The sequence below is a fragment of the Allorhizobium sp. NPDC080224 genome (assembly GCF_050281005.1).
Classification (GTDB): Bacteria; Pseudomonadota; Alphaproteobacteria; order Rhizobiales; family Rhizobiaceae; genus Allorhizobium.
Window position 1 is genome coordinate 1,209,965 of sequence record NZ_JBNNWJ010000001.1, and the last position, 26,329, is coordinate 1,236,293.

The 26,329-nt window shown below is 62.7% G+C and carries 30 protein-coding genes and 1 pseudogene; 20 read left to right on the top strand and 11 right to left on the bottom strand.

Translation table 11 applies throughout. From position 1 onward, the window contains the following. Nucleotides 1–199: 199 nt before the first annotated feature. From xylF to ACQKP1_RS05960, 3 genes are all read left to right on the top strand, one after another. Entirely contained in the window at nucleotides 200–1,240 is a 1,041-nt protein-coding gene (xylF, locus tag ACQKP1_RS05950; RefSeq protein ID WP_427274570.1) for a D-xylose ABC transporter substrate-binding protein, read from the top strand. Between the two features lie 244 nt (nucleotides 1,241–1,484). Continuing rightward, nucleotides 1,485–2,798, top strand: coding sequence for a sugar ABC transporter permease (locus ACQKP1_RS05955; protein ID WP_427274571.1), 1,314 nt, complete (start codon nucleotides 1,485–1,487; stop codon nucleotides 2,796–2,798). 14 nt (nucleotides 2,799–2,812) lie between these two features. Then, nucleotides 2,813–3,598, top strand: a complete 786-nt coding sequence (locus ACQKP1_RS05960; protein WP_006727196.1) for an ATP-binding cassette domain-containing protein — start codon at nucleotides 2,813–2,815, stop codon at nucleotides 3,596–3,598. A 116-nt stretch (nucleotides 3,599–3,714) separates the two neighbouring features. On the opposite strand, the gene ACQKP1_RS05965 is transcribed toward ACQKP1_RS05960, so the two are convergent. Continuing rightward, nucleotides 3,715–4,113, bottom strand: a complete 399-nt coding sequence (locus tag ACQKP1_RS05965; protein ID WP_427274572.1) for a DUF6331 family protein — start codon at nucleotides 4,111–4,113, stop codon at nucleotides 3,715–3,717. A 279-nt stretch (nucleotides 4,114–4,392) separates the two neighbouring features. On the opposite strand from ACQKP1_RS05965, the pseudogene ACQKP1_RS05970 reads away from it, so the two are divergent. Beyond that, a pseudogene (locus ACQKP1_RS05970) lies at nucleotides 4,393–4,653 on the top strand (DUF305 domain-containing protein); the annotation flags it as partial. 72 nt (nucleotides 4,654–4,725) lie between these two features. On the opposite strand, the gene ACQKP1_RS05975 reads toward ACQKP1_RS05970, so the two are convergent. Continuing rightward, nucleotides 4,726–5,109 carry an MAPEG family protein gene (locus ACQKP1_RS05975; protein WP_427274573.1) on the bottom strand — a complete coding sequence of 128 codons (384 nt, stop codon included), beginning with the start codon at nucleotides 5,107–5,109 and terminating at the stop codon, nucleotides 4,726–4,728. Between the two features lie 200 nt (nucleotides 5,110–5,309). On the opposite strand from ACQKP1_RS05975, the gene trhA reads away from it, so the two are divergent. After that, on the top strand, nucleotides 5,310–5,969 hold the full coding sequence (gene trhA / locus ACQKP1_RS05980; RefSeq protein WP_427274574.1) for a PAQR family membrane homeostasis protein TrhA: 660 nt from the start codon (nucleotides 5,310–5,312) through the stop codon (nucleotides 5,967–5,969). A 156-nt stretch (nucleotides 5,970–6,125) separates the two neighbouring features. Here the strand turns inward: trhA and ACQKP1_RS05985 are convergent, their stop codons facing one another. Then, nucleotides 6,126–6,605 (bottom strand): ABZJ_00895 family protein, encoded by a 480-nt coding sequence (locus tag ACQKP1_RS05985; protein ID WP_427274575.1) that lies wholly within the window; start codon nucleotides 6,603–6,605, stop codon nucleotides 6,126–6,128. A 134-nt stretch (nucleotides 6,606–6,739) separates the two neighbouring features. Here ACQKP1_RS05985 and ACQKP1_RS05990 point away from each other — a divergent pair, with 134 nt between their 5' ends. Beyond that, complete coding sequence (locus ACQKP1_RS05990; protein WP_427274576.1) at nucleotides 6,740–7,237, top strand: N-acetyltransferase family protein; 498 nt, start codon at nucleotides 6,740–6,742, stop codon at nucleotides 7,235–7,237. A gap of 201 nt (nucleotides 7,238–7,438) precedes the next feature. Here ACQKP1_RS05990 and ACQKP1_RS05995 read toward each other — a convergent pair whose 3' ends face one another. From ACQKP1_RS05995 to ACQKP1_RS06005, 3 genes are all read right to left on the bottom strand, one after another. Next, nucleotides 7,439–8,113, bottom strand: a complete 675-nt coding sequence (locus tag ACQKP1_RS05995; protein ID WP_427274577.1) for a type 1 glutamine amidotransferase domain-containing protein — start codon at nucleotides 8,111–8,113, stop codon at nucleotides 7,439–7,441. A gap of 186 nt (nucleotides 8,114–8,299) precedes the next feature. Further along, nucleotides 8,300–9,337: an NADP-dependent oxidoreductase gene (locus ACQKP1_RS06000; protein ID WP_427274578.1), complete on the bottom strand. Its 1,038-nt coding sequence runs from the start codon at nucleotides 9,335–9,337 to the stop codon at nucleotides 8,300–8,302. A 484-nt stretch (nucleotides 9,338–9,821) separates the two neighbouring features. Next, nucleotides 9,822–10,568 carry a hypothetical protein gene (locus ACQKP1_RS06005; RefSeq protein ID WP_427274579.1) on the bottom strand — a complete coding sequence of 249 codons (747 nt, stop codon included), beginning with the start codon at nucleotides 10,566–10,568 and terminating at the stop codon, nucleotides 9,822–9,824. Between the two features lie 172 nt (nucleotides 10,569–10,740). Here ACQKP1_RS06005 and ACQKP1_RS06010 point away from each other — a divergent pair, with 172 nt between their 5' ends. From ACQKP1_RS06010 to ACQKP1_RS06020, 3 genes are read left to right on the top strand one after another with little or no spacing between them, the layout of a single operon-like run. Continuing rightward, nucleotides 10,741–11,880, top strand: a complete 1,140-nt coding sequence (locus ACQKP1_RS06010; RefSeq protein ID WP_427274580.1) for a helix-turn-helix domain-containing protein — start codon at nucleotides 10,741–10,743, stop codon at nucleotides 11,878–11,880. Between the two features lie 37 nt (nucleotides 11,881–11,917). Continuing rightward, a complete protein-coding gene (locus tag ACQKP1_RS06015; RefSeq protein ID WP_427274581.1) occupies nucleotides 11,918–12,154 on the top strand; it encodes a type II toxin-antitoxin system VapB family antitoxin in 237 nt (78 codons plus the stop codon). After that, entirely contained in the window at nucleotides 12,154–12,579 is a 426-nt protein-coding gene (locus tag ACQKP1_RS06020) for a type II toxin-antitoxin system VapC family toxin (protein WP_427274582.1), read from the top strand. Before ACQKP1_RS06015 ends, ACQKP1_RS06020 begins: the two co-directional genes overlap by 1 nt. A 170-nt stretch (nucleotides 12,580–12,749) precedes the next feature. Here the strand turns inward: ACQKP1_RS06020 and recQ are convergent, their stop codons facing one another. Both recQ and ACQKP1_RS06030 read right to left on the bottom strand, forming a co-directional pair. Next, on the bottom strand, nucleotides 12,750–14,606 hold the full coding sequence (gene recQ / locus ACQKP1_RS06025; RefSeq protein WP_427274583.1) for a DNA helicase RecQ: 1,857 nt from the start codon (nucleotides 14,604–14,606) through the stop codon (nucleotides 12,750–12,752). 131 nt (nucleotides 14,607–14,737) lie between these two features. After that, complete coding sequence (locus tag ACQKP1_RS06030; RefSeq protein WP_427274584.1) at nucleotides 14,738–15,565, bottom strand: class I SAM-dependent methyltransferase; 828 nt, start codon at nucleotides 15,563–15,565, stop codon at nucleotides 14,738–14,740. A 247-nt stretch (nucleotides 15,566–15,812) separates the two neighbouring features. Between ACQKP1_RS06030 and ACQKP1_RS06035 the strand changes: the two genes are divergently transcribed. Continuing rightward, nucleotides 15,813–16,385: a nucleoside 2-deoxyribosyltransferase gene (locus tag ACQKP1_RS06035; protein WP_427274585.1), complete on the top strand. Its 573-nt coding sequence runs from the start codon at nucleotides 15,813–15,815 to the stop codon at nucleotides 16,383–16,385. Between the two features lie 127 nt (nucleotides 16,386–16,512). On the opposite strand, the gene ACQKP1_RS06040 is transcribed toward ACQKP1_RS06035, so the two are convergent. The 3 genes from ACQKP1_RS06040 to msrB form a co-directional block, all read right to left on the bottom strand. Next, nucleotides 16,513–16,908, bottom strand: a complete 396-nt coding sequence (locus tag ACQKP1_RS06040; RefSeq protein WP_427274586.1) for a hypothetical protein — start codon at nucleotides 16,906–16,908, stop codon at nucleotides 16,513–16,515. 155 nt (nucleotides 16,909–17,063) lie between these two features. Next, complete coding sequence (locus ACQKP1_RS06045; protein WP_203013924.1) at nucleotides 17,064–17,213, bottom strand: hypothetical protein; 150 nt, start codon at nucleotides 17,211–17,213, stop codon at nucleotides 17,064–17,066. Between the two features lie 105 nt (nucleotides 17,214–17,318). Beyond that, nucleotides 17,319–17,732 carry a peptide-methionine (R)-S-oxide reductase MsrB gene (gene msrB, locus ACQKP1_RS06050; RefSeq protein ID WP_427274587.1) on the bottom strand — a complete coding sequence of 138 codons (414 nt, stop codon included), beginning with the start codon at nucleotides 17,730–17,732 and terminating at the stop codon, nucleotides 17,319–17,321. 302 nt (nucleotides 17,733–18,034) lie between these two features. Here msrB and ACQKP1_RS06055 point away from each other — a divergent pair, with 302 nt between their 5' ends. The 10 genes from ACQKP1_RS06055 to ACQKP1_RS06100 all read left to right on the top strand — a co-directional run bounded on the left by ACQKP1_RS06055 (nucleotide 18,035) and on the right by ACQKP1_RS06100 (nucleotide 26,327). Continuing rightward, on the top strand, nucleotides 18,035–20,431 hold the full coding sequence (locus ACQKP1_RS06055; RefSeq protein ID WP_427276410.1) for a putative monovalent cation/H+ antiporter subunit A: 2,397 nt from the start codon (nucleotides 18,035–18,037) through the stop codon (nucleotides 20,429–20,431). Continuing rightward, nucleotides 20,428–20,847, top strand: a complete 420-nt coding sequence (locus ACQKP1_RS06060) for a Na+/H+ antiporter subunit B (RefSeq protein ID WP_006727213.1) — start codon at nucleotides 20,428–20,430, stop codon at nucleotides 20,845–20,847. The genes ACQKP1_RS06055 and ACQKP1_RS06060 overlap by 4 nt, the downstream gene beginning before the upstream one ends. Beyond that, complete coding sequence (locus ACQKP1_RS06065; protein ID WP_203013930.1) at nucleotides 20,847–21,224, top strand: Na+/H+ antiporter subunit C; 378 nt, start codon at nucleotides 20,847–20,849, stop codon at nucleotides 21,222–21,224. The genes ACQKP1_RS06060 and ACQKP1_RS06065 overlap by 1 nt, the downstream gene beginning before the upstream one ends. Before the next feature lie 20 nt (nucleotides 21,225–21,244). Beyond that, nucleotides 21,245–22,825: a Na+/H+ antiporter subunit D gene (locus tag ACQKP1_RS06070; RefSeq protein ID WP_427274588.1), complete on the top strand. Its 1,581-nt coding sequence runs from the start codon at nucleotides 21,245–21,247 to the stop codon at nucleotides 22,823–22,825. After that, entirely contained in the window at nucleotides 22,822–23,295 is a 474-nt protein-coding gene (locus ACQKP1_RS06075; RefSeq protein WP_203013936.1) for a Na+/H+ antiporter subunit E, read from the top strand. Before ACQKP1_RS06070 ends, ACQKP1_RS06075 begins: the two co-directional genes overlap by 4 nt. Then, on the top strand, nucleotides 23,295–23,702 hold the full coding sequence (locus tag ACQKP1_RS06080) for a cation:proton antiporter (RefSeq protein ID WP_427274589.1): 408 nt from the start codon (nucleotides 23,295–23,297) through the stop codon (nucleotides 23,700–23,702). The genes ACQKP1_RS06075 and ACQKP1_RS06080 overlap by 1 nt, the downstream gene beginning before the upstream one ends. Continuing rightward, nucleotides 23,699–24,028 (top strand): monovalent cation/H(+) antiporter subunit G, encoded by a 330-nt coding sequence (gene mnhG, locus ACQKP1_RS06085; protein WP_427274590.1) that lies wholly within the window; start codon nucleotides 23,699–23,701, stop codon nucleotides 24,026–24,028. Before ACQKP1_RS06080 ends, mnhG begins: the two co-directional genes overlap by 4 nt. Nucleotides 24,029–24,434: 406 nt before the next feature. Further along, a complete protein-coding gene (locus ACQKP1_RS06090) occupies nucleotides 24,435–24,863 on the top strand; it encodes a MucR family transcriptional regulator (protein ID WP_203013947.1) in 429 nt (142 codons plus the stop codon). A 240-nt stretch (nucleotides 24,864–25,103) separates the two neighbouring features. After that, a complete protein-coding gene (locus tag ACQKP1_RS06095; RefSeq protein ID WP_427274591.1) occupies nucleotides 25,104–25,529 on the top strand; it encodes a helix-turn-helix domain-containing protein in 426 nt (141 codons plus the stop codon). Between the two features lie 15 nt (nucleotides 25,530–25,544). After that, nucleotides 25,545–26,327: a DUF6456 domain-containing protein gene (locus ACQKP1_RS06100; RefSeq protein ID WP_427274592.1), complete on the top strand. Its 783-nt coding sequence runs from the start codon at nucleotides 25,545–25,547 to the stop codon at nucleotides 26,325–26,327. Nucleotides 26,328–26,329 lie beyond the last annotated feature (2 nt).

Consider the following 26,329-nt stretch of genomic DNA (forward strand, 5'->3'; position numbering starts at 1 on the left):
TCCTCCCAAAGCATTTGGCAACTGTCTTTGCAAGCCTCCCCCGGCTCGTGTTGACAGCGTGAGAATCTTCTGACAGTTATTTTCTCGACTGTCGAGAAAAACCATTGGACGGGGGTCCATGGGGTAAGGGCAGTTTCGCAGCGGGTCGTAGGTTGGGAGGTCTTCCGACGGTCCGCTTTCACCTTGGGAGGTTTTAAAAATGAAATCCGTTATGAAGCTGATGGCAGCGACTGCCGTCATCGTGAGCCTGCATTCTGTCGCCAATGCCGAAGGTCTGACCGTCGGCGTTTCCTGGTCGAACTTCCAGGAAGAGCGTTGGAAGACGGACGAAGCCGCGATCAAGGCAGCACTCGAGGCAGCCGGCAACAAGTACATCTCCGCCGACGCCCAGACCTCTGCCGCCAAGCAGCTCACCGACATCGAAAGCCTGATCGCCCAGGGCGCAAACGCTCTGATCGTTCTCGCCCAGGACTCCGAAGCCATTGCTCCGGCGATCGAAAAGGCAACGGCTGAAGGTATCCCGGTCGTCGGTTACGACCGTCTGATCGAGAACCCGGACGCCTACTACATCACCTTCGACAACAAGGAAGTGGGCCGCATGCAGGCTCGCGAAGTGTTCAAGGCGAAGCCGGAAGGCAACTATGTCTTCATCAAGGGCGCCTCGACCGACCCGAACTCCGACTTCCTCTATTCGGGCCAGATCGAAGTCCTGAAGGAAGCCATGGACTCCGGCAAGATCAAGAACGTCGGTGAAGCCTACACGGACGGCTGGAAGCCGGAAGCTGCCCAGAAGAACATGGAGCAGTTCCTGACCGCCAACAACAACGCCGTTGACGCTGTTGTCTCGTCCAACGACGGCATGGCCGGTGGTGTGGTTGCAGCTCTGGAAGCTCAGGGTCTCGCCGGTTCCGTTCCGGTCTCCGGTCAGGACGGCGACAAGGCCGCTCTGAACCGCGTCGCACTCGGCACCCAGACCGTGTCTGTCTGGAAGGACAGCCGCGAACTCGGCAAGAAGGCCGCTGAAATCGCCAACGAACTGGCTGCTGGCAAGTCGATGGACGAAGTCGAAGGCACCGTGAAGTTCTCGGGCGGCCCGAAGGGCGTCGAAATGAACTCCTACTTCATCGCTCCGCTGCCGATCACCAAGGACAACCTCAACGTCGTCATCGACGCTGGCTGGATCTCCAAGGAAGAAGCATGCCAGGGCGTTGCCGCCGGTTCCGTTGCCGCCTGCAACTGATCCTGTAGTGACTGACCACAGAGCTTGAGCCGGAACGCCGCAGCCTTTTGCGCTGCGGCGTTTCGACTGGTCGAGAGCATCGCGGCAGCAAGGTATCGGCGGCTTTAAGGGGCCACCGCACACCTCAGCAACAGCCGCCGAAGAACGTCAGATGCCTCGATCCGCATGGCGGGTCCAATGCCCGCAAGCCCGCGCAAGGCGCGGCCCTTCGCAAGCCGACAAACGACTGGGGAGAATTTTTCGTATGGCGGATCACAGCCTTGCCACACCCGCGCATGGTGCCCGGGCATCCAATGTTTCAGCGGTAAAACGCTTCTTTCAAGCCACCGAAATCGATACGCGCCTGCTCGGCATGGTCATCGCTCTGGGCTTCATCTGGGTCGGCTTCGACATCCTGTCGAACGGCCTGTTCCTGACCCCGCGTAACCTCTGGAACCTCTCGGTCCAGGCGGCCTCCGTTTCAGTCATGGCGACGGGCATGGTGCTGGTCATCGTCACCCGCAACATCGACTTGTCCGTCGGCTCTATCCTCGGTTTCGTCGGTATGATCATGGCGGTGCTTCAGGCCCGCATCCTGCCGCCGATTATCGGCTTCGAACACCCGATGATGTGGATCATCGCGCTTGGCGCCGGCATCCTCGTCGGCACGGCGATCGGTGCGCTGCACGGCGCCATCATCGCCTTCCTCGGCGTACCCGCCTTCATCGTCACGCTCGGCGGCCTGCTCGTCTGGCGCGGTGCCGCCTGGATGGTCACCTCAGGCGCCACTGTCGCTCCGATGGACACCACTTACCGCCTGATGGGCGGTGGCGCGGATGGTTCGATCGGTGTCACGGCCAGCTGGATCGTCGGCCTCGTCGCCTGCCTGATGATCGTGCTCACCATCCTCAACACCCGCCGCCAGCGTCGTCGCTTCGGCTTCCCGCTGCGTCCGGTCTGGGCCGAGTATTTCCTCGTCATCTCCGGCTGCATCGCGGTTCTCGGTGCCGTCTGGGTCGCCAACAGCTACTACATGCCGGTCAACCTCGCCCGCCGCTATGCCGAAGCCAATGGCATTGCCTGGCCGGAAGGTGGCCTGCAGATCGGTCTTGGCATCGCCGTCCCGGTTCTGATCGCCATCGGCATCGCCATGGTCATGGCCTTCATCACCAACCGCACGCGCTTCGGCCGCTATGTCTTTGCGATCGGTGGTAACCCGGAAGCTGCCGAACTCGCCGGCATCAAGGTCAAGTGGGTCATCGTCAAGCTGTTCGCGCTGATGGGTGCGCTTTGCGCCATCGCCGCCGCCATCTCGACGGCTCGCCTCAATGCCGCGACCAATGCCCAGGGCACGCTCGACGAGCTCTACACCATCGCCGCAGCCGTTATCGGCGGCACCTCGCTTGCCGGCGGTGTCGGCACCATCGCCGGCGCCATGCTCGGCGCCATCGTCATGCAATCACTGAACTCGGGCATGGTTCTGCTCGGTCTCGACACACCGCTCCAGAGCATCGTCATCGGTATCGTGCTCGTCGTCGCGGTCTGGCTCGACACCGTCTACCGCTCGCGTGCGAAGTAAGGGGAGTTGAACTCATGTCTGAAAATCGCACCCCCCTCGTGGAAATGCGCAACGTTTCCATTTCCTTCGGCGGCATTCACGCCGTCGACGACGCCTCGATCGACCTCTTCCCGGGCGAAGTCGTGGCCCTGCTCGGCCATAACGGTGCCGGCAAGTCGACCCTGATCAAGATCCTCTCCGGCGCCTATAAGCGCGACAACGGCGACATCCTGGTCCGCGGCGAGTTCGCCGACATCAACAATCCGCGCGACGCCAAGAAGTACGGCATCGAAACGATCTATCAGACGCTCGCCGTCGCCGATAACGTCGATGCCGCCGCCAACCTCTATCTCGGCCGCGAGCTGCGCACCGCCTGGGGCACGCTCGATGACGTCGCGATGGAAGCCAAGGCCCGCGAAGTCATGGGGCGCCTCAACCCCAACTTCCAGCGCTTCAAGGAGCCGGTGAAGGCACTGTCCGGTGGTCAGCGCCAGTCGGTGGCGATCGCCCGCGCGATCCTCTTCGACGCCCAGATCCTGATCATGGACGAACCGACGGCCGCCTTGGGCCCGCAGGAAACCGCCCAGGTCGGCGATCTCATCCAGCAGCTGAAGAAGGACGGCATCGGCATCTTCCTGATCAGCCACGACATCCACGATGTCTTCGACCTCGCCGACCGCGTCTTCGTCATGAAGAACGGCCGTGTGGTCGGCCATGCCCGCACCGAGGATGTCACCAAGGACGAAGTCCTCGGCATGATCATCCTCGGCAAGTGCCCTCCCGGCGCTGTGCCCGGACCGGGCGCCATGCAGGTGGCGTGAGCCGCTGCAACGTTGCGAACAAGCTTAAGGGGGCCTCGGCCCCCTTTTTGTTGACCGTGGTTCCGGATGGGGAAGGGGACGGGATGGAGGCTTCCGCTTTGCGCCATAAGCGGGCACTACGGCCGACCGATGATGCACGAAAATTGCTGCTCGTTCTGCTCAATCTGTTTCTCGTGAATTGAATATATCGTGCAGCCGTCAGAAAGAGCTGAGTCAATGAGATCGAACAGGGAAATCGCCTGATCTACAGTAAGGATGGCGTTCAACTCCGCGATCACTGCCTTGTCAGCGTGCCGGTCCAGATTGCCGACCTGCTTTGAAATATCAGCGATTTTCGTCCGGATTTCGGCAACATCACTATCCCGAATGCGCTCTTCAACCTTGGTAAGGTGATAGATGATGTTGAAGGGTGAAAAGTTGAACGCGCGGATGCCGCAGCATTCCTTTTCACATGTGGTTTCGCAGGTTTTGCAGAGAGCCCCAATGCTTGCGGGCAAGGTGATTTCGATCATCATGCACTGTACATTGCATGCGCGATTGAGATTCCGCAATGGGCCCAATGCGGACGCATGCCTCCCTTGCCCGTGGACAAAAAGAAGACGTCGGCCTTTGCTGCAATTCGGATCTCCCGCCACTCTCCGTCGCGCGCCCGGGCGCCCCTTGGGACATAGGGTCGTCGCTGGCAAAGGCAGGCGCTATCCACCTGATCGCGCCGCCTCCAGCGACGCCGCAATATGCCAGATCGGCCGCAACAGCCGAAACGGATCATCTTTCGACGGCAGAAACCCGCGCCGCTGGTGCGCAGCCAAAAGACGGTGGGCGATGTCAGCTACATGAAGGCAATGGTACCGCATCATTCGATTGCGATCATGACCAGCGAGGGGGCCCATATCCGCGATCCACGTGTTCGCGAACTGGCCGACGAGATCATTGAGGCACAGGTGCGCGAGATTTCCGAGATGAAGGCGCTGATTGCGGAGCTCGAGGCCAATCCGCCACCGGATGAAGCGCCAAGGCTTTCGCCTTCGCCATCTGCCAGCCTCGCCGGTCCATAAAAAAGCTGCGGCGGGATAGAACCCGCCGCAGCCCGTTGCTCGCATGTGCTCTGAAGCGGGGGCTCCGACCCCTCACACCCCCTTGATCAGCGCGCCAATCGTACCGCCAACCAGCAGCACGATCCCGATCAGAAATGTCAGGGCGGCCCCCGGTCCGCGCGTTTTGGCATCGGCGTAGTATTCGGCGGCATAGAGCGCCCGCGCTGCCGTCCAGCCAAGGCCGAGCAGCCCGGCCAGGATGTCGGAGACGTAGAAACCGAAGATCCACAGCGACGGCAGGAAGAGCACCAGCTGCTCCACCGTGTTCTGCTGCACCCGAAAGATCCGCTCGAAATCCGCATTGCCGGTGGTCTTGGGTGCCTCCACCCCGAATTTCCGGCGGGCCTGACCGACCTTGAGCAGGAACCAGCAATAGGTGAGGAGAGCAGCAAAGGTCGCGAGAACGGTAAAGCGCATTGTCTATCCGAAGCGTGAAAAGGCATTGGTAACCATTGATTGGTAGGCGGCGTGAGTTGAGAAGGCAAGCAAGCAAGATTACCGGATCGACATGTTCGTGATGGTGCTCCGGCTTGTCCGCTCAAGGCTTTTCCGCCATCATTGCCGCAATGCTTCGACAGCCCGCCGATCCGTTCCCTGCCGAGAAACGAAGAGACCCGATGACCACCGATCCTTTCAAGTTTGGCCGTGCCTACGACCTGCACGAGCTGGTCGCCGACGGGATCATCCATGGGATCGGCGTGGTCTTTGCGCTGGTCGGCGCGACCGCGCTGATCTTCTACGCCACCGTCTTTTCCGACTATGCCAACATCGCCGCCAGCTGGATCTACGGCCTCGGCCTGATCATCTCGCTCGGCGTCTCCTTTACCTACAACATGTGGCCGCATTCCCGCGTGAAGTGGATCCTGCGCCGCTTCGACCACTCGGCGATCTTCATCCTGATCGCCTCGACCTACACGCCCTTCCTTGTCCAGGGCGCTGACCGCCCGCTGATCCTGGCGCTGCTCATCGGCATCTGGATCACGGCGTTCACCGGCATCTGGCTGAAGTTCCGCTTTCCCGGCCGCTATGACCGTCTCGCCATCCTGCTCTATCTCGGCATGGGCTGGAGCGGTGCGCTTGCCATGGGCCCGATCTCCGAGATCATTCCCGGCGTGACCCTGACGCTGATCATCGTCGGCGGCTGCATCTATTCCGCCGGCGTCGTCTTCCATGTCTGGGAACGCCTGCGTTTCCAGAACGCCATCTGGCACGCCTTCGTGGTGACGGCCGCCATCGTCCACTATTCGGCAGTCTTCACGGCCATCAGCCTGGGCTAAGGGGCCTCAACCTTTCCCAACCGTCATCCTCGGGCTTGTCCCGAGGATCTACCGAGGCCGGCCCCGGTCTCGACGCTTCCGCTCTCGTCACACCCGTTGCAACGGCAATGGATGCTCGGCACAAGGCCGAGCATGACGGCCTAACGCCTAAGCCCCTCAAATCCCCGTCATCTTCGCCTGCTTCTCCATCTGCTTGGCCACCTGGCCGGCACCGATGCGAAAGCCTGCAAGCGTCATCGGAAAACTGAGCGCCAGCGACACTGCCGCCAGAACCAGTGTCGCCATGCGCGGCGTCATGCCCATCTGCGCGGCAAGAAGCTGCAGTTCAGCGCCGGTGATCCCGTTCACCCAGATGATGGCAAGAAGGATCAGCGAGCCGATGAGCACCGCGACGACGGCGAGCAGAGCCGAAAGCTTGAGGCTCAAGCCCCAGCTCGGCCGACCCTTCAGCCGCTGCGCGACGAACGTACCCGCAGACGAGCCGGCGGCCATCAGCACGGCCACATTGCCGGCCGAAGACAGGCTGTCGCCCCAGCCGAAATTGTCGAGCACCAGCACGAGGACATAGATGAACAGCTGTGCTGCGACGAAGACGAGCACATAGCGGGTGAGGAGGCCGGGAAGCATGGAGGTCATGAAATCTGTTTTCCGTCTGTAATGGTCTTGCCTTTGCACCCTTGTTGCCTGATGTGTCGATGCGGCGAAGTATCGCCCGTCACACCTCGATCCCGCATGGCGGTTTTTCCGCCAGAAATTGCAGAAGCCGCATCATGCCCCTCATCCTCCGCGACGCAACGCCTGCCGACCTGCCTGCCATTCTCGCCATCTACAATCACGCCGTCGCCGAGACCACCGCGATCTGGAACGAAACGCTTGTTGATCTCGACAACCGCCAGGCCTGGTTCGATCTGCGCCAGACGAGAGGCTTCCCGATCCTGGTTGCCGATATCGACGGAACGATCGCCGGCTACGCCTCCTATGGCGACTGGCGGCCCTTCGATGGCTTCCGCGCCTCGGTCGAACATTCCGTTTATGTCGAAAAGGATCATTACGGCCAGGGGCTTGGCAAGTCGCTGATGACGGCGCTGATCGAGCGCGCGAAGACGGGCGGCATCCACGTCATGGTCGCCGCCATCGAAGCCGGCAACACGGGCTCGATTGCGCTCCACACGAGCCTAGGCTTCCGCCTCGTCGGCACCCATCACGAAGTCGGTCAGAAATTCGGTCGCTGGCTGGATCTGACGATGATGGAACTGAAGCTGGACTGAGGTTTCTACCTCCCCCTGGAGGGGGAGGTCGCCGCGAACGATCGGCCCTCATCCTGAGGTGGGAGCGAAGCGATATCAGAAGGACGAGGGCGGATGGGCGCGCCGGGGCCTCGATCCTTCGAGGCCTGCTGACGCAGGCCCCTGAGGAGAGGAGAGCCCGAAGCGCCCACCTCTCCTCAAGGGGCGGGTGGACGATTTGCCTTACAGCAGCGCCAGTAGCTTCTTCGCCGCCTCTTCCGACGAGGCCGGGTTCTGGCCAGTCACCAGGTTGCCGTCGGTCACGACATAGACGCCCCAGTCGGCGCCCTTTTCATAAAGGCCGCCGCGTTCCTGCAGCATGTCCTCGACCAGGAAAGGCACGACGTCCGTCAGGCCAACGGCTTCTTCTTCGGAATTGGTGAAGCCCGTGACCTTGCGGCCTTTGACCAGCGCTTCGCCATCCCGGCCCTTCACGTGGCGCAACACGCCCGGCGCATGGCAGACGGCACCAATCGGCTGATCCTTCGCAGCAAAAGCCTCGATCAGCGCAATGCTGTCCCGGTCTTCGGCCAAATCCCAAAGCGGACCATGCCCACCCGGATAGAAGACGGCGTCGAACTCCGCTGGGTTGATCTGCGACAGCGGCGTGGTCGAGGCCAGCAGCTGCTGCGCCGTCTGGTCCGCCTTGAACCGGTCGGTCGCCTCGGTCTGGGCATCCGGCTCGTCGCTCTTCGGATCGAGCGGCGGCTGGCCGCCCTTTGGCGAGGCAAGCGTGATCTCCGCGCCGGCATCCTTCATCACGTAATAGGGGGCGGCGAATTCTTCGAGCCAGAAGCCGGTCTTCTTGCCGGTGTCGCCGAGCTGGTCATGCGAGGTGAGAACCATGAGGATTTTCATCGGTGTTTTCCTTTGTGTTGTCTTGGGAGCATTCGTGTTTGCTTCGAAGGCCTCGCCCTTCGAGGTCCGGCTGCGCCGGACACCTCAGGGTGAGGGGAGATCTTGGTATTTCAGGCGACAGACGCCCCTCATCCTGAGGTGCCCTCGCAAAAGCGAGGGCCTCGAAGGATCGAGCCAGCCGCCGGGTCAATCATCCGGCCCGACGCGGATCACCCGCTTGCCGAAGGCTTCGCCACGAAGCAGGCCGACAAAGGCGCTCGGCGCCTGTTCCAGCCCGTCGATCATCTCTTCGCGATATTTGATCTTGCCGGCCTCGACCCAGCCGGCCATTTCCTTGGCAAACTCCGGATAGAGGTGGCCGAAATCATCAAAGACGATGAAGCCGCGAACGGTGACGCGCTTTTTCAGGAAGAGCCCCATCAGCCAGCCCAATCGGTCCGGCCCGTCGGGAAGCGAAGTCGCGTTATACTGGGCGATCAGCCCGCAAAGCGGGATGCGCGCAGCCGTGTTGAGAAGCGGCGCCACCGCATCGAACACCTCGCCGCCGACATTCTCGAAGTAGATGTCGATGCCGTCGGGCACTGCCTGCTTCAATGCCTCCGCAAATCCGTCAGCCTTGTAGTCGACACAGGCGTCGAAGCCGAGCGTGTCGGTGGCATGGGCGCATTTGTCTGGCCCACCGGCAATGCCGACGACCTTCAGCCCGAGGATTTTGCCGATCTGCCCGACGGTCGAGCCGACAGGGCCGGTCGCACCGGCTACGACAAGCGTTTCGCCAGCCTTCGGCTTGCCGATTTCCTTGAGGCCCGACCAGGCGGTAAAGCCGGGCATGCCGGTCACGCCGAGCGCCCAGGACGGATGGCTGGGATTGGCGCCAAGCGGCGTCACGCCTCGGCCGTCGGAAAGCGCATAGTCCTGCCATCCGGTGAAGCCGACGACCCAGTCGCCTTCCTTGAACCCTTCGAGCTTGGATGAGACCACGCGCGACACGGTACCACCGACCATGGTCTGGCCGATCTCGACCGGCGCCGCATAGGAGGGCGCATCGCTCATCCGCCCGCGCATGTAAGGGTCGAGCGAAAGAAAGACAGTGCGCAACAGCATCTGGCCGTCTTTCGGTTCGGGAATGTCGACGGTCTCGAGCCGCAGTGTCTGATCATTGGGTTCGCCTTTCGGGCGTTCAGCCAGCACGAAGCGGCGGTTGGTATCGGTCGATTGCGGCATGGAAATCTCCTGTCTTGCAAGGCCTGTCCGTCTCGGCCGGGCCATGAGCACGATGTCCGTTCGATCGTCGATCGCGCCTTGGCGCGAAGGCGACGGCCATGAGCCATGAGCCATGACAACGGCACCCGGATGGCGTTGTTCCATGACATCCTGTCGCGGTCATGACGGAGGACGGCCCGGCGCTCTCCACCTCCCCCTTGAGGGGGGAGGTCGCCGCGAAAGCGGCGGGTGGGGGTGAACCCCGTTACGAGTCCTGTGCCTGAAGCCGGGGCTCAACTACGGACCATCACCCCACCCCGGAGCTGCGCTCCGACCCTCCCCCTCAAGGGGAGGGTGGTGAAGCCGCGATCTTCCTCTTCTCCCCAGCGGGGAGAAGGTAGCGTGAAAGGGGGGGATAAGGGAGCGCGAAGCGCAAAAGTCGATCACGGGTCCGCCCACCCCCTCAGTCGGCCTCCGCTCCGAGCACGGCGGTGCCCGCGCCGCCTCATTCGATCCGCACCCGCGCCATCTCGCCGCGAATGCGGATCTCGGGCTTGGCGCCGGGCGTGTTTGGCAAGGCACTGTCGACATAGGAGGCGACGGCCTCGACGCCATAGGAGATCGGCGTCGGCATGAGGAACATCACAGTTGCATCCAGCATCTTGCCGGAAATGCGGATCTCCTCGGTATTCATCACGCGCTCGAAGGCAAGCCGTGCCCGCAGCGCCGCGCCTGAGACCGCCACGGAAGCGGCATGGCCGGTCAGGGCAAAATCACCGGCATCGCTGTCGACGGTGACCGCACCGAAATCGCCTGCAAGCCGCATGCGCGCGGCGTCCTGGCGGATCGAGATCCGGGTCTGCGGCGGCAGGGTGGCCGTCAGGGAGAGCGTGCAGTCGTCCCAATCGTTCCAGCCGAAGAAACCGCCCCGATCGCCCGTGTCGACATGAAGTGTGTCGCCCTCGCGCCGCATCTGAGCCTCACCCATGCAATCGCCGGCAAACCAGCCGGAGCGCCAGATCGCCCCCCAGCCATGCCGCGTGCCTGAGAGGAGGGCCTCCCGCGCGCCGTCGCCGCCGGTGGAAATGGAGATGTCGCTTGCAGCCCCGGTCACCGAAAGCTGCGTCACGCCGGTGAGGTCGATCGGACCGGACAGCGCGTCGCTTGCCCGGATCATCTGCACGCTGCCGTCGATGATGGCGAGGCCGATGATCCCGCCGAGGATGGAAAGAAGAATGGTTCGTTTGCGCATGAAGGACACTCCTGGTTTGGCACTCCCGTTTTCGGGCGGCCCGTTTCGATGCCCTCATCTCCGTCGATACACCTGGCACCCGCGACCTCGATCGCGATCCGGGTCGACCGGGATCGCGCTTTCGGTCATGGTCGGAGCGTCCTCACCTGCACTCCGACACCGAAACATCCGCATGCTGCTTGTCCCGCTCTCCTTTCTCGTCGCCCTGTTCCTTGCCGTCTTCCTCGTCCGCCTTCTCGGTGAAGGCCGCGAAAGCTGGCGCCGCAACGGCCTCTTCCTCGCGCTGCTGGCCCTCTATGTGGTGCAGAGCCTGTTGGTCGGCTTGCGCTGGGGCTATGGGGTGATGGCCGTGCTGCCGGCCTTGCCTGTCATGGCAAGCCTCGTGCCGGCGCTCTCCTTCCTCGCCTTCCGTGATCTGACCCGTGAAAGACCTGGGCTCTCGGCCGCCGACTGGCCGCATCTTCTCCCGACAACCGCGACGCTGCTGCTGCTTCTGATCGGCCGGGCACCGGTCGATCTCGTCATCATCGCCAATTTCCTCGGTTATGGTCTGGCGCTGATCTGGCTTGCGCGACTCGGTCCTGATGGGCTGATCGCCGCCCGCCTCGATGGCTCGCTGCGCTCCTTCCGTGCCCTCATGCTGACCGGCATTGCCCTGATTGCCTCGGCTCTGACGGATGTCGCGATCAGCCTCGACATGCTCTGGTCCGGCGGTCGCTATTCGCCCATGGTCGTCTCGGCCGCCACAACGCTCATACTGCTCCTCCTCGGCATCGGCGCCGTCACCGCCGGCCAGGAAGAGGCGGGCGAGGGGGCTGATGCGGCTGCCGATCGGACGAGCGCTCTTGAGCCTCGCGCCATGTCCGGCCGCGACCGGCCGTCGGCCCCGCTCATGGATGCGGCGAACACCTCGGCCCCAGTCCTTGCCTCTCCCACACCGGCGAAGGCCGCGACGGAAGATCACCGCCAGATCGCAACCGCGCTTGATGACCTGATGCGGGAGAAACGCCTCTGGGCGGACCCGGATCTCAACCTCGCCCGCCTCGCGCGCCGCCTCGGCCTGCCCGCCCGCGCTGTCTCGGAAGCGGTCAACCGCGTCCACGCCATCAGCGTTTCGCATTACGTCAACAACCACCGCATATCAGAGGCCTGCCGCCTGCTTAACGACACCGACATGCCCGTCACCCGTATCCTCTTCGAGGCGGGCTTCATGACTAAATCCAACTTCAACCGCGAATTCCTGCGTGTGACCGGCGAAAGCCCCAGCGACTGGCGACGCGCACAAAACCCTGGACTGGCAAAGACCTGTTAGCGAGGATATACTCGGATCCTTGAAAGGATATGCTGGCATGCCACTTTACATCAGGGATCCCGAGGTGGACCAACTCACCAACGAACTGATCGGCCTCACCCGGACGACCAAGGTGGAGGCGGTGAGGGATGCGCTGAAGGACGCCATTGCAAGTCGCAAGGCGAAGCTGTCGATCCGAGATCGCCTTGCCACCACACTTGCCATGGCCGACGCAGCCGGCCCTTTCCATCCTGGCGATCACAAACGGGAAACCGACGAGATGTGGGACGACTGATGATCTTCATCGACGCCTCCGTCGCCGTCGCGATCATCAGCCGGGAGGATGATGCCGATGCGCTGATGGATCGATTGGAGAAAGAAGGCGGGCCGTTTTATGTTTCAGCAGTCATGAAACTCGAGACGAGCCTATCTGTCGCGCGCCGACTGGCGGGTCCGGGCAATCCTGCGACCGCCGACATGGTCGCCACGGCCAGACGACTTGTCGACCAGTTCATTACCGATCTGGAGGCCCGTGATGTTCCCATTGCGGACGACGTTGCCAATTACGCTCTGGATGCCGCCCAGCGGTTCGGCAAGATCGTGAACCATGCAGCCCGCCTCAACATGGGCGACTGCTTCGCTCACGCCTGCGCGACAGCAAGCCAGACAAGGGTCGCCTACAAGGGCGACGATTTCCTGCATACGGATATCGGCTGGTAGGCACGCACCGCCGCTCTCCACCTCCCCCTTGAGAGGGGAGGTCGCCGCGAAGCGGCGGGTGGGGGTGACCATGGCCTCGAGTTCGATCTTGTCGATAAGCGCTGACGTCTCCACGTCACTCCACCCCGGAGCTGCGCTCCGACCCTCCCCCTCGAGGGGAGGGTGATCCATCACCGCGAATAGGCCGTGATCACCTCGATAAAGGCGTCGCCGTAACGCTCCAGCTTCGATTGCCCGATGCCGGAAATCGACAGCATCTCGTCCTCGTCCATCGGCCGTTCGGTGGCGAGTGCAACCAGCGTCGTGTCGGGGAAGATGACGTAAGGTGGCACCGATTGCTCGCGGGCGAGCTCCATGCGCTTGGCGCGCAGGGCCTCGAACAGTTCCTGATCCGCCTGGTCGAGCCCGGCCTTGGCCTGCGCCGTGCGCGAGGACTGGCCGCGCGCTGCCTTGCCCGTCGTCGGCCGGTCCTTGCGGAAGCGCACATCGACCTCGCGCTTGAAGACGGCGCGCGCGCTTTCCTCGAGCGTCAGCGCACCATAAGCCGTGTGGTCGACACGGATATAGCCGGCCGCCAGAAGCTGGCGGTAGACCGATTGCCAGGTCTTCGCGGGTAAATCCTTGCCCGCGCCGAAGACCGGCATGTCCGTATGGCCGAAACGGATCGTCTTGTCGTTCTCGTTGCCCGTGAGCACGTCGATCAGATGCCCGGTGCCGAAGCGCTCTCCGGTGCGGTAGATCGCGGCCAGCGCCTTGATCGCCGCCTCGGCACCGTCCCAGGTCTCGACAGGCTTCAGGCAGGTATCGCAATTGCCGCATTGGCCCGCGTGGCTCTCGCCGAAATGCTTGAGGATCGCCTGGCGCCGGCAGCCGGGCGTTTCGCAGATGGCCAAGAGCGCGTTGAGCTTGGCCCGTTCCACCCGCTTGATGTCGTCGGCCGCACCACCCTCGTCGATCATCCGTCCGCGCTGAATGACATCGGCCATGCCATAGGCCATCCAGACTTCGGAGGGCAGACCGTCACGCCCCGCGCGGCCCGTCTCCTGATAATAGGCCTCTACCGAGCCCGGCAGGTCGAGATGCGCGACGTAACGCACATTCGGCTTGTCGATGCCCATCCCGAAGGCAACCGTGGCGACCAGGCAGAGGTCTTCCTCTTTGAGAAAAGCGTCCTGGTTGGCGTCTCGGATCGCCCGGTCCATGCCGGCATGATAGGGCAGCGCCCTTATCCCCTGGTCGTCCAGCCAGCTGGCGATCTCCTCGACCTTGGCGCGCGACAGGCAGTAGACGATACCGCTCGATCCCTTGTGGCGCGACAGGAAGCGCAAAAGCTGCTGGCGCGGCTGGTCACGCTCGACGATCTCATAAGCAATGTTCGGGCGGTCGAAGGAGGTGGTGAAGACTTGTGCATCGTCCAGCCGCAGCCTTGCAATGATGTCTTCCCGCGTATGCGGATCGGCGGTCGCCGTCAGCGCCAGCCGCGGCACGCCGGGGAAGAGATCGGCAAGCTTGCCGAGCTCGCGATATTCCGGCCGGAAATCATGCCCCCATTGAGAAACGCAATGGGCCTCGTCGATGGCAAAGAGCGCGATCTCCACACCTTGCATCATCTCGATGAAGCCTGGGGTCGCCGTCCGCTCCGGTGTCACATAGAGAAAGTCGAGCTCGCCGCGATCGAGCGCCCGGCGGATCTCGACATATTCCTCGCGGCTGAGCGTCGAGTTGAGCGCCGCCGCCCTGACGCCGAGGCCTTTCAACGCCTCAACTTGGTCGCGCATCAGGGCAATCAGCGGCGAAACGACCACGCCGACGCCTGGCCGGCAGAGCGCGGGCACCTGGAAACAGAGCGATTTTCCCGCCCCCGTCGGAAACAGCACCACGGCATCGCCGCCGGACACGACATGCGAAACCACCTCCGCCTGGCGCCCGCGAAACGCGGAATAGCCATAGACACGCTTCAGGACGGCAAGCGGACCGTCCAGGGCAGGGTGCGAGAAGAGCGGATCGGTGAGGGACTGAGTCGGCATGATCAGAGGGTTTAGCCGAGAGGCCGGGGGATGGCCATGGCAAAGCAGTTCGATACGCAGCCTTTGCCGACCGCATCCCAAGAGTCTTGCCGCCCCGCGAGGAACCCCGGAGCGGCAATACGGATCAAGGCTCAGGCGACTTCGTTTGCCACCGGCAGAGGTAGGACGTTGTCGGCGGCCACAGGTTTCTGAATCAGCCAGGTATCCCGCTCGCCCGTAAAGAACAGCTGGATGTCATTCACCTTGCAAAACAGATCGACGTCATGCTTGACGGCCGGGAACATCATGTAGTCATCGCCGATGATGATACCACCCGGCGGCAGCAGGTCGTAATAGAGCGACAATTCCATGAAGGTCTCGCCGCACTCATGCGCCGAATCGAGATAGACGAAGTCAATCTCGTAATTCAGCACTTTCAGCGCCCGGGCGGCAACGATCGATGATACGCGGAAGGGGATGACCGTCTCTGTCAGGCCGCTGTTGAACATCGCATTCATGAAATACTTGAAGATAACGGGGTCACCGTCCATCTTGCGCATCGTGCCGGCGAAGTTGCCGAGCAGCCACATGTTGATATCGCCGCACCAGGTATCGACGCACATCAGCGCTCCGCCGTGCTCACGCATCCACGCACCGATGATCGATGCGCTGCTGCCGATGAAACTTCCGACTTCGATGCCGAACGTCGGCTTGCGGCCGAGCTGCGCCTCGATCGCGCCGAGAGTCTTTTCTCCTATATGGGCCTTGTAGGGCATCGGTGCCGGAAGCAGTTCCGGCTTGTAGGCGTGATAGGGATTGTCACATCCGAACAGCCTGTTGCAGACATCCTTAAAGGACGGCTTGATCCGTGGCAGATGGTTGGTGTTGATGAACCGGGTGAGTTGCGGATCCGCGATGGTCTTGGCGGAAAACCAGGTCTTCAGGACAGTCTCATCGATATGGTCGCTGTAATTGCTCATGTGCCTCTCCAGGGTAAGACTTGCGTGCCAAGCGGCTTTCCCAGCGGCGATGAGCAAATGGGTGCAGGGTTTGCGCACGAAATCGCAATGACTATTTCGCCTTATCCTTGTGTGAGCCTCGCGTCCGATGGGTTGACGTTCGGATTCACGATCACCTGTGAACAAGGCCTGGATACACTTGCGTCCAACGATAAGGCCTGATCCTCATGAGGTTCCTCCCGCCACGCCCCAAGGTTGTCAGTCTCCTATGCACTTTCCTTTGAAACTCTACCTCGCCGGCCCCGAAGTCTTCCTCCCCAATGCCCGCGCAGTGCTCGACGAAAAGGCCGCGATGACGCGCGCCTACGGCTTCGAGCCGATCTGCCCCGGAGATCTCGCCATTCCGCCGGCCCCAACGAAGCGTCAGTTCGGGCTCAACATTTCGGAGATCGACGAGAGCTTCATGAACCGCGCCGATGGCGTGATCGCCAACCTGACCCCCTTTCGCGGCATCGCGGCGGATCCGGGCACGGTCTTCGAACTCGGCTACATGTGCGGCGCCGGCAAGATCGTCGCCTGCTACACCAATGTCGCAGAGACCCACTACCAGCGCACACTCGCCTGGTATGAGGGCAAGCTCAGCCCCGACGGCGAGGGCCGAATGCGCGGACCGGATGGCCATTCGCTGGAGGATTTCGACATGATCGAGAACCTGATGCTGCATGGCGGCGTCGAGCGCCGCGGCGGACCGGTGGCCGTGTATGCCGCCGATCCGGCGCGGCTCTATACGGATCTCACGGCCTTCGAGCAGTGCCTGAAGGCGCTGTCAGAAAGAGTCTGAAATCAAGTATTTGCCCGGGCAGGCTGAGGTCCTGCAAACAGTCGCCGCATCCTCTTCCGGGTCATGTCCAAAGGGCACAAGGCTGCAGAGCCGACCCTCCCCGCTGCGGGGAGGGTGGTAGTCTCCGTCAGGCCTTCTTGGCCGCCGGCTTTGCCGTCGGGTCTTCAAACCGGATGCCGCAATTGTTCTTGATCGACGCGCCCTCGATCGCCTTCATCTCGCCCTTCAGTCGCGCAACCTCCGCCGCCGAGGCGCCATCGCCCTTGGCGAAGAACAGTGCCGGCCAGAAGAGGACGAGGCCGACCCCGACGGCGACAGCATCATTGTCGGCCTTCTTCTGCTGCACGCCACTTGCTGAGATGGCGCGGGCCGAAACGGCGGTTGCCTCTTCGCGCAGCCGGTCGCAGGACAGGCTTTCATAGAGTGTCGGCGAGACATAGGCCGCTTCGATGTCCTGCGGTTTGCTGGCGCAGGACGAAAGCATGGCGGCGAGACCGAGAACGGTCGCAAGTTTGGCATGCATGGTAGACCCCCAGGTTGTTAACCGGATTGGGGTTCCATCAACGCGTTTGCCGGTCAATTGCAAAGATTGCAACTGGAGCTTTAGATCGAACCTTTCCACAGCCAAGAAAGGCAGCGTCACGCGTCAGTCGATCTGCCGGCCGATGTCGAGGACACTTACGGCAAGGCGCAACCGATCACGGGGCAGTGTTTGCGCGGCAGCGATGCCGTCGCCTCAGCTTCGCCTCCGGCGAACCTGACGGCCGTAAAGCCGATGACCGTGGCGACGGCAGCGACGCCGAGAAGGAGGATGATCTTTGTCTTCAAGCAGGTCTCGCTCGGGCTATTTTCGGCCGCGCGAAAGCGGCTCTGCCGGACTGGAAGCCGCCCGGCCGTTCGGCCAGGCGCGTCTTCCGGCGCTGGTCTTGCCCATCACTCGATCGGCGTGAACACCATGGAATGGCCGTTGATGCAGTAGCGCAGCCCCGTCGGCTTAGGGCCGTCGGGAAAGACATGTCCCAGATGACCGCCGCAATTGGCGCAGCGGATTTCCGTGCGCACCATGCCGAAGGCCGTGTCGCGATGCTCGGTCACGGCATCCGCCTTCACCGGCTCGAAATAGCTCGGCCAGCCGCAGCCGGCGTCGAACTTGGTGTCGGAGACGAAGAGCGGCTCGTCGCAGGCCGCGCAGCGATAGAGCCCCTTTTCGAAATTGTCCCAATAGGGCCCGGTAAAGGCGCGCTCGGTGCCGTGCTCGCGCAGGATCCGGTATTGCTCCGGCGTCAGCTGCTCGCGCCATTCGGCATCCGACTTGACGATCTTCGGGGCGGTCGTGGAAGCGGTCATGATGATCTCCTTGGCCAGAGGCGGGGCAGGGCAAAGCCTCGCAGGTGTTGCTCTATAGATAGGGAGGCATAGCCTGAGCGGCAATTGTCTGCACGGTGCTTTGCTCGCTCAGGCCCCGTCCCCCTCACGACAAACTGAACTGCATCACTCCAATCTCACAGAATCGTGGGTTGACGCGTCCGTGAAGGGGCAAAGTTCCGTTTTCGCTTGAGACAAAGGTTGGCTTGTCCTAACACGTGCCACCTTGTATCGACTGATGGTCGAGCGCTGATCGTTGCCCACGGGGAGATGGAATGCCTGAGATGACGAGCGACATGACTTGGGTCGCCATGCTGTTGCCGTTTGCCGCCGCCGTTCTGGCGCCGTGGATCGTCTCCCGTCTCGGCGCAAACGGCGCTTGGGTCTTGGCGCTGGCGCCGGCGCTCGCTTTTGCGCATTTCGCCGGTTTCCTGCCCGAGATCGCCAACGGCGAGCGGGTGACCGGCGGTTACGCCTGGGTGCCGAGCCTGAACCTCTCCTTCTCCTGGTTCATCGACGGCTTGTCTCTCACCTTTGCGCTTCTGATCACCGGCATCGGCACGCTGATTGTGCTCTATGCCGGCGGCTACATGAAGGGCCATCCGCAGCAGGGCCGTTTCATCGGCTTCATCCTGCTCTTCATGGGCGCCATGCTCGGCCTCGTCGTCTCCGACAGCTTCCTGATGCTCTTTGTGTTCTGGGAGCTGACCTCGATCACCTCCTTCCTGCTGATCGGTTTCGATCACACGCGTGAGGCCTCGCGCCGTGCGGCCCTGCAGGCGCTGGTGGTCACCGGCGGCGGTGGCCTGATCCTCTTGGCCGGCATGATCTTCATCTGGAACATCACCGGCGTCAGCCAGCTGTCGCTTCTGCTCTCGACCGGCGATGCGCTGCGCGAAAGTCCCTTCTATCTCGCGGCGCTCCTGCTCGTGCTCGGCGGCGCCTTCACCAAGTCGGCCCAGTTCCCGTTCCACTTCTGGCTGCCCAATGCCATGGAAGCGCCGACCCCGGTCTCCGCCTATCTGCATTCGGCCACCATGGTGAAGGCCGGCGTCTATCTCTTGATGCGCTTGAACCCGGTCATGGGCGAAACGCCCGCCTGGGAAATCCTGCTGCCCTTCTTCGGCGGCATCACGCTGATCGTCGGCTCGGTGCTCGCCGTCCGCCAGACGGATCTGAAGCTGATGCTCGCTTATACGACGGTGGCCTCGCTCGGCCTGCTCGTCATGCTGACCGGCTTTGACACGCCCTACGCGGTCGAGGCGGCGGTGCTCTATCTCGTTGCCCATTCGCTGTTCAAGGGCGCGCTCTTCATGGTCGCCGGCGCCATCGACCATGAAGCCGGCACCCGTGACATCACGCGGCTGGGGGGGCTTGGCAAACTGATGCCGATCACCTTTGCCGCCGCCATTCTCTCAGGCGTTTCCATGGCTGGCCTGCCGCCGCTCTTCGGCTTCCTCGCCAAGGAAGAGATCTATTATGCGCTGGCCGGCTCCGACCCGCGCGCCATCCTCTTCACGGCCGTGGCCGTCATCGGCAATGCCCTGATGTTCGTCATCGCCTTCGCAGTTGGCCTGAAACCCTTCATCGGCAAGGAAGGCCCGACGCCGAAACATGCCCATGAGGGTCCTGTGCTCCTTTGGATCGGCCCGCTGACGCTCGCGCTCCTGTCGCTCGGCGGCGCGCTCTTCTCCGGCCTTGCTCATCGCTTCATCTCGTCGCCCATGGCAAGCGCCGTCGATGGCGAGGCGCAGACCGTGACCATCGGCCTGATCCCGTCGCTCGGTGCAGCACTTGCGCTCTCCGTGCTGACGGTCCTGATCGGCCTTGTGCTCTATCTCGGGATTGAGCGTCTGAGGGCCGCCGTTGATCGTCTCGTCACGGGTCTTGGGATCAGCCCCGATCGCGGCTTCGACCACTTCATCGCAGGGCTGGTGCGTTTCTCGACCACTGTCACGCGCCTCGTCCAGAACGGCCGCCTGGAGACCTACATCACGCTCTCCTTCGTCTTCATCGCGATCGTGCTGCTCGTGACGCCTTTTGTCTTCGGCGAGTTCCCGCAGGATCTGGTCCTGCCGCGCGATGTCGATCTGCATGAGATGGCGATCCTGGTGATTGCGGTGATCGGCGTGATCGCCGTGCTCACCGCCAAGGATCGCCTGACCGCCATCGTCTGCCTCGGCATCCAGGGCTTTGCCGTCGCCGTCATCTTCCTGCTTTATGGCGCACCGGATCTCTCTTTCACCCAGTTCATGGTCGAGACCCTCTCGGTCATCATTCTGGCCTTGGTCATGACCCGCCTCAGGCTCTCGCTCTCCGACCATCGCCCGATGTCGGCGCGCCTGTTCGATGGTTCGCTGGCAATTGCCTGCGGTCTCGGCTTCGGCCTGATGCTGGCAGCCTCGACATCGGGTCCTTTCGATGGCTCGCTCTCGGCCTTCTTTGCCGAGCACTCCAAGATCATCGCCCACGGCGCCAATGTCGTGAACGTCATCATCGTCGACTTCCGCGGCGTCGATACGCTGGGTGAAATCGCCGTCGTGATGATCACCGGCCTGTCGATCCTGGCCTTGATCCGCATCCGGGTGGGTGGCGCCCCGGCAGCGCCGGCCATGGCGCCGCCCGGCGCCTCCGCCGAGGGGACACGTCCCAGCAAGACGAAAGGTGGCAAGCGCTCATGAACACTCTGATCTTCCGCACCTTCGCACCCTTCCTGACGGCGCTGATGCTGGTCTTCTCGATTTTCGTCCTGCTGCGCGGCCACAATGAGCCCGGCGGTGGTTTCATCGGCGGGCTGATCGGCGCTGCTGCCTTTGCTATGTATGGCATCGCCTTCGGCGTTCAGGCCGTGCGCCGCGCCATGGTCTTCCATCCGATGTCGATCGCCGGCTTCGGCCTGCTGATCGCCGCCTTGTCCGGCCTCATCTCTGCGCCGCTCGGCTACCCCTTCATGACCGGTGTCTGGATCTATCCGAGCCTCTTCGGTGTCGAAGTGCCGCTCGCGACCGTGATTTCCTTCGACATCGGCGTCTATCTCGTGGTCGTCGGCACCTTCGCCTCGATCGCGCTTGCACTCGAAGAAAGGGATGACGGCTGATGGAAGTCATCTTCTCGCTCGTCGTCGGTATTTTCTTTGCCGCCGCCGTCTATCTGATGCTGTCGAGAAAGATCGTCCGCATTCTGCTCGGCCTCGTGTTGCTCGGCAATGCCGTCAACATGCTGCTCTTCACCGCCGGTCGCCTGACCCCGTCCATTCCGCCGATCATCCCGGGTGGCGTCGACGTGCTGCCGGCCGGAACCGCCAATCCGCTGCCGCAGGCGCTCATCCTGACGGCGATCGTCATTTCCTTCTCCTTCTTCTGCTTCCTGCTGGTGTTGAGCTATCGCGCCTATCAGGACCTCGGCACCGACGACACGGGTGAAATGCGTGTCGCCGAGCCGATGGACGAGCCGCTGCCGCCGAGCGGCTACTGAGCGGGAGACACGAGGACCACATGGCTGCCCCCACAACGACCCCTGCCGACTACGCCGCCGCCTATGTCATGGAGCCGATGACGGCTGCCGACTGGCTCGCGGTCACGCCCATGGCGCTCTGCATCGTCTTTGGCGCGATCCTGATGATGATCCGCCACCGCACCCACTGGCATCCGCCGGTGGCACTGACGGGACTGGCGCTGCTCGTCCTCAACAATGCATTGCTTCTCGCCAAGGTCATGGCCGATGGCCCCTTGACTATGATGATGGGCCGCTGGCTGCCACCCTTCGGCATCGCGATCACCGTCGACCTTGCCGGTGCGCTGCTCGCACTGTCCGCCGCCATCGTCGCCTTCTGCGGCGCGCTCTACGCCCATGTCGAAATCAACAACAGCGGCCGCCGCTATGGCTTCTACCCGCTTTTGATGTTGCTGATGGCCGGTGTCTCTGGCGCCTTCCTGACCGGCGACATCTTCAACCTCTATGTCTGGTTCGAAGTTCTGCTGATCTCCTCCTTCGGCCTCCTGATCCTCGGATCCGAGCGCGAGCAGATCGATGGTGCGCTGAAATATGCCGTACTCAACCTGATGGCGACGACGCTCTTCCTCATCGGCGTGTCCTATGTCTACGCCATCTTCGGCACGCTCAACATGGCCGACATCGCGACGAAGGTTCCGCAATATGCCGAGACCGCGCCGCTGATGACGCTGACGGCGCTGTTCATCCTGGCCTTCTCAATGAAGGCTGCGGCCTTCCCGGTCAATTTCTGGCTGCCGGCCTCCTATCACACGCCGCGCGTTGTCGTATCGGCGCTGTTCGCCGGCCTTCTGACCAAGGTCGGTGTCTACGCGCTGTTCCGCGTCGTGGTCATGCTCTTCCCCGTCGAGCGTGAGGCGCTCAGCCTCGTCATCGCGGTGGTCGCGGCACTCACGATGATCTTCGGCGCGATCGGCGCACTTGCCCAGAATGATATCCGCCGCTTCCTCGGCTTCGTGGTCATTGCCGGTATCGGCAACATGATGGCAGGCGTCGCGATCGGCGGCGACATGGCGGTGGGTGCTGCGATCTTCTATGCGCTGCACTCCATCCTCCTGATGACCGCTCTCTATCTGGTCGCCGGTGAAATCGGCCGCATTGGCGGCAGCTACCGCCTCGATCGTGTGGCCGGCCTCTGGACAGCAGCGCCCACCTTCGCCGCGATCACCCTTGCACTCTTCTTTGCCGCAAGCGGCCTTCCGCCGTTCTCCGGCTTCTGGCCCAAGGCGCTTCTGGTCAAGGCCTCGATCGATATCGGCGCCTGGTGGCTGGCCGCGTCCGTGCTCGTCTCCGGCTTCCTGACGACGATCGCCTTTGGCCGCGTCTTCCTCTTCTCCTTCTGGCGCCCGGTCGCCGTCGAAGGCAATGCGCAGGCAACATCGGCCCCCACATCGGCGGGCGCGCTGCGCTGGCGCATGACGCCGATCGTCATCCTGACCGCTTTCGTGGTCTGGTTCGGCCTTTTCCCCGACAGCCTGATCGTTGCCACGCAGCAGGCCGCCGCCGGTCTTTCGGATCCTACCGCCTATATCCGCTCCGTCTTTCCTGAAGGAGTTGCCCGATGAGCCTTTATGCACTCAGCATCCTGATGGCGGTGATCTGGGCCACCGTCTCCGGCAGCTTCACGGTCCCCAATCTGATCTTCGGCTTCGTCATCTCGCTGCTCACGCTCTACCTCCTGCGTGAGCGTTTCGTCGGTCGCGACTACACGAGCCGCTTCCGCCGCGTGCTGGCGCTGGTGATGCTCTTTCTCGTCGAACTCGCCAAGTCCGCCTGGCGTGTCGCGACACTCGTGCTCCAGCCGAAGATGGACCTGAAGCCCGGCATCTTCGCTTATCCGCTGACCGTCAAGAGCGATTGGGAGATCTCCCTGCTCGCGAATCTCATCACGCTCACCCCGGGCACGCTCTCCGTTGACGTTTCCGAGGACCGCTCGACGCTCTACATCCACGCGATTGACTGCTCCGACGTCGAGGCCGCCCGCCGTGACATCGCCGAGGGCTTCGAGAAGAAGATCATGGAGGCATTTGCCTGATGACCCCTGAACTCATCGTCGAATACGCATCCGTCGCCGCCATCGTCATCCTCGTGATCGCCCTGTTGATGACCGTCTACCGCGTCGTCGTCGGTCCGACCCTGCCGGACCGCGTCATCGCCCTCGACATGCTGGTCGGCATCGTCATCGGCTTCATCGCCGTAATTGCGCTCAGAACCGGCTATACGCTCTATATCGATATCGCGATCGCGCTCGGCCTCGTCGGCTTCCTCGCGACCGTCGCCTTCGCCCGCTTCATCCTGGCCCGCGGCTATGTCGGGGAAGGGGAGCAGGTCGAGGCGGGCCCGTCGTCGAAGAAACCGACCGGCAAGTCGGGTTCGGGAAAGTCGGGCAAACCGGTCAAGGCAAGCAAACCGGCCGCACCGCTCGGCAAGGAGGCCAAATGATCTCGCTTCTCGCAGCCATCGCCATTGCCGTTCTGACCATCGGCGGTGCGCTCTTCTCCCTGATCGCCGCAATCGGCCTCAATCGTCTACCGGACCTCTATACCCGGATGCATTCCGCCTCGAAGGCTGGCACGGTCGGTTCAGGCCTGCTGCTTCTGGCCGTTGGCCTGCATGCGGCCGATGTCGCGACCTTCGGACGCGCCGTGGCCGGCATCGTCTTCTTCATTCTGACGGCGCCGATTTCCGCCCATCTGCTTGCCCGCGCGGCCCACAAGGTCGGCTACAAGCTGTCGTCCGCATCAGTACGTGACGATATGATGTCATAATGAAACGGCTGATATTCCCGGTTGAGTAAGCGTCTCTATTGAAATCCTAGCTATCTTGCTCAATGCAAAATGCGTGATTGGCGAATAGAAAAGTTTTATACCCGTCAAATCTAGTAGAAATATCAGGTGGACATTTGCAGCAGGGGTGTTAATTCACTCTTGAGAGCGCTGATATGTTGCGTTCGCGGTATCTAGGCGAAGTGAACTGCCAGCTATTGGCAATGTCGAACACCTGATCTTCGCTGAATTCTGCGTGGCATTACGCCGGACGGTTTGGGGCCGGTCCGGCAAATTGGTGATCTTCGTGGGGGTGTCTTAGCCTTCCCCGTCCGGTTGGATCGGGAAGACGGTAAAACTATTGTCTGCAGGGGCGGCGGCCTCTCCGGAATCTGAACAGGAGAATTGAATGACTGAAACCCAGCAGGGTCCAAGCCAGCAGTTGCTGGTCGAACTGACCGCTGACATCGTCTCTGCCTATGTCAGCAATCACGTCGTCCAGGTCAGCGACCTGACCAACCTGATTGCCGATGTGCATATGGCCCTGAACAACACCGCTTCGCCGACTCCGGCCCCCGTGGTCGTCGAAAAGCCGAAGCCGCCGGTTCCGATCCGCAAGTCGATCGAGGATGATTATCTGATCTGCCTCGAAGACGGCCAGAAGTTCAAGTCGCTGAAGCGACACCTGATGACCCATTACAACATGACCCCGGAAGAATACCGCGAGAAGTGGGGCCTGCCGGCCGACTATCCGATGGTTGCCCCGGCCTATGCCGAAGCGCGCTCGCGCCTCGCAAAGGAAATGGGCCTCGGCCAGCGCCGCAAGCGCGCCAAGTAAGCCTTTTCTGGTTTCTCGCGATGCGAGGAAGATCAGGCCGGTCCCGCGACCGGCCTTTTTTGCATCAACGAATAGGAAAATGATCCTCAATCATTGACCGGTCACCACACCCCTCCGCGTAAGCAGTGACCTCTTGTTGAATCCGAAAAAGGTCTCTATGCCCCTAAATTCATGGGGTTCACATTCCCTCTGGCGCTGCTAGCTTGAATAGGAATAAAATCCTTTTAAGCGGAGTGAGCCATGAGACCTGACGACGCCTTTCCCCCATCCCAGACCTTTGCCGTTGCACCCTCTGTCGAATGGCCGCCCGCAACCGAGCAGGATGATCTTGCCGAGCGTCCGCTGACGCCGGAGCGGCGGCTGCTTTGCATGATCGTCCGGCAGCTGACGGAGGAATTGCTGCGCGCCACGGGCCTTGAGCATGATCAGGAGCCTGGCCGCCGGGCGACGAGCCATGTCCGCCAGGTGGCGATGTATGTCTGCCACGTCGCCTATTCGATGCCGATGGGGGAGGTGGCCCAGGCCTTCGGCCGTGATCGCACCACGGTTGGCCATGCCTGCCGCATGGTCGAGGACCGCCGCGACGACCGCGCCTACGACACCTTTGTCGCGATCGTCGAGCGCATGGCAAGTGCAGTCCATCTCATCGCCGGCAAGCGCATCTGAAGGAGACGGCAGGTCATGACCCGCAGCGAACGAAAACAGATCCGCCAGATCCTCCGCCGGGCGCTGACCGGCCCCCTGGAACTGCCCCCGCATGACGCCAACCATCAGGCGGCCTTGTCACCGGCCGAGACTGCGCCCGAGCTCCTCGCCCGCCTGGTGGCCGATGGCCTGCTTCGCCACACGCCAGGCGGTCTTGCAGCCACCGCCGAGACAGCCGCCTGGCTGCGCCGCGATCTCTGCGATCTGCCCGAGGAGGCGCATGCCGCCCAGCACCGCACGGTCGAGGCCGTGACGCTGGAGATGCCTCAGGGTCGTCAGCCGGTGCGCCGCAATCTGCAGGAATCGCCGCTTTTTCCCCTGCTGCGCCTGAAGGAAAAGGACGGACGCCCGTTTCTGTCGGAAGAGGCTGTTGCCGCGGGCGAGCGGCTGGCCGCCGATTTCGACTTCGCCGGCCTGCAGCCGCGCATCACCGCCAGCTGGCAGCCGCGCCTGTCGACCCGCAACAAGGGCGCACCCCCGCCGGGAGTTGACTTCACCGATGCGACGCTCTCGGCCCGCGACCGCGTCAATCGTGCCGTCGAGGCCATAGGGCCGGAGCTCTCCGGCGTGGCGCTCGATGTCTGCTGCTTCGGCAAGGGTCTGGAAACGGTCGAACACGAGCGCCAATGGCCGGCCCGTTCTGCCAAGCTGATGCTGCGCACCGCCTTGCTGTCGCTCGCCCGCCACTACGCCCCGCCACCGGCCCGGTCCCGCACCCGCCACTGGGGCGACGAGGGATTTCGTCCGGAGATGGGGTGAGG

Coding starts and splice junctions, on each gene's coding strand:
- ACQKP1_RS06055 (WP_427276410.1), top strand. CDS start 18,035: ATGACGAGCGACATGACTTGGGTCGCCATGCTGTTGCCGTTTGCCGCC.
- ACQKP1_RS05960 (WP_006727196.1), top strand. CDS start 2,813: ATGTCTGAAAATCGCACCCCCCTCGTGGAAATGCGCAACGTTTCCATT.
- ACQKP1_RS06020 (WP_427274582.1), top strand. CDS start 12,154: ATGATCTTCATCGACGCCTCCGTCGCCGTCGCGATCATCAGCCGGGAG.
- msrB (WP_427274587.1), bottom strand. CDS start 17,732: ATGACCGCTTCCACGACCGCCCCGAAGATCGTCAAGTCGGATGCCGAA.
- ACQKP1_RS06000 (WP_427274578.1), bottom strand. CDS start 9,337: ATGCCGCAATCGACCGATACCAACCGCCGCTTCGTGCTGGCTGAACGC.
- ACQKP1_RS06090 (WP_203013947.1), top strand. CDS start 24,435: ATGACTGAAACCCAGCAGGGTCCAAGCCAGCAGTTGCTGGTCGAACTG.
- ACQKP1_RS05995 (WP_427274577.1), bottom strand. CDS start 8,113: ATGAAAATCCTCATGGTTCTCACCTCGCATGACCAGCTCGGCGACACC.
- ACQKP1_RS06030 (WP_427274584.1), bottom strand. CDS start 15,565: ATGAGCAATTACAGCGACCATATCGATGAGACTGTCCTGAAGACCTGG.
- ACQKP1_RS06005 (WP_427274579.1), bottom strand. CDS start 10,568: ATGCGCAAACGAACCATTCTTCTTTCCATCCTCGGCGGGATCATCGGC.
- ACQKP1_RS05975 (WP_427274573.1), bottom strand. CDS start 5,109: ATGCGCTTTACCGTTCTCGCGACCTTTGCTGCTCTCCTCACCTATTGC.
- ACQKP1_RS05990 (WP_427274576.1), top strand. CDS start 6,740: ATGCCCCTCATCCTCCGCGACGCAACGCCTGCCGACCTGCCTGCCATT.
- ACQKP1_RS06065 (WP_203013930.1), top strand. CDS start 20,847: ATGGAAGTCATCTTCTCGCTCGTCGTCGGTATTTTCTTTGCCGCCGCC.
- ACQKP1_RS06040 (WP_427274586.1), bottom strand. CDS start 16,908: ATGCATGCCAAACTTGCGACCGTTCTCGGTCTCGCCGCCATGCTTTCG.
- ACQKP1_RS05985 (WP_427274575.1), bottom strand. CDS start 6,605: ATGACCTCCATGCTTCCCGGCCTCCTCACCCGCTATGTGCTCGTCTTC.
- ACQKP1_RS06095 (WP_427274591.1), top strand. CDS start 25,104: ATGAGACCTGACGACGCCTTTCCCCCATCCCAGACCTTTGCCGTTGCA.
- ACQKP1_RS06100 (WP_427274592.1), top strand. CDS start 25,545: ATGACCCGCAGCGAACGAAAACAGATCCGCCAGATCCTCCGCCGGGCG.
- ACQKP1_RS06070 (WP_427274588.1), top strand. CDS start 21,245: ATGGCTGCCCCCACAACGACCCCTGCCGACTACGCCGCCGCCTATGTC.
- ACQKP1_RS06035 (WP_427274585.1), top strand. CDS start 15,813: ATGCACTTTCCTTTGAAACTCTACCTCGCCGGCCCCGAAGTCTTCCTC.
- ACQKP1_RS06080 (WP_427274589.1), top strand. CDS start 23,295: ATGACCCCTGAACTCATCGTCGAATACGCATCCGTCGCCGCCATCGTC.
- ACQKP1_RS05965 (WP_427274572.1), bottom strand. CDS start 4,113: ATGATGATCGAAATCACCTTGCCCGCAAGCATTGGGGCTCTCTGCAAA.
- ACQKP1_RS05955 (WP_427274571.1), top strand. CDS start 1,485: ATGGCGGATCACAGCCTTGCCACACCCGCGCATGGTGCCCGGGCATCC.
- recQ (WP_427274583.1), bottom strand. CDS start 14,606: ATGCCGACTCAGTCCCTCACCGATCCGCTCTTCTCGCACCCTGCCCTG.
- xylF (WP_427274570.1), top strand. CDS start 200: ATGAAATCCGTTATGAAGCTGATGGCAGCGACTGCCGTCATCGTGAGC.
- mnhG (WP_427274590.1), top strand. CDS start 23,699: ATGATCTCGCTTCTCGCAGCCATCGCCATTGCCGTTCTGACCATCGGC.
- ACQKP1_RS06010 (WP_427274580.1), top strand. CDS start 10,741: ATGCTGCTTGTCCCGCTCTCCTTTCTCGTCGCCCTGTTCCTTGCCGTC.
- ACQKP1_RS06060 (WP_006727213.1), top strand. CDS start 20,428: ATGAACACTCTGATCTTCCGCACCTTCGCACCCTTCCTGACGGCGCTG.
- ACQKP1_RS06015 (WP_427274581.1), top strand. CDS start 11,918: ATGCCACTTTACATCAGGGATCCCGAGGTGGACCAACTCACCAACGAA.
- ACQKP1_RS06075 (WP_203013936.1), top strand. CDS start 22,822: ATGAGCCTTTATGCACTCAGCATCCTGATGGCGGTGATCTGGGCCACC.
- trhA (WP_427274574.1), top strand. CDS start 5,310: ATGACCACCGATCCTTTCAAGTTTGGCCGTGCCTACGACCTGCACGAG.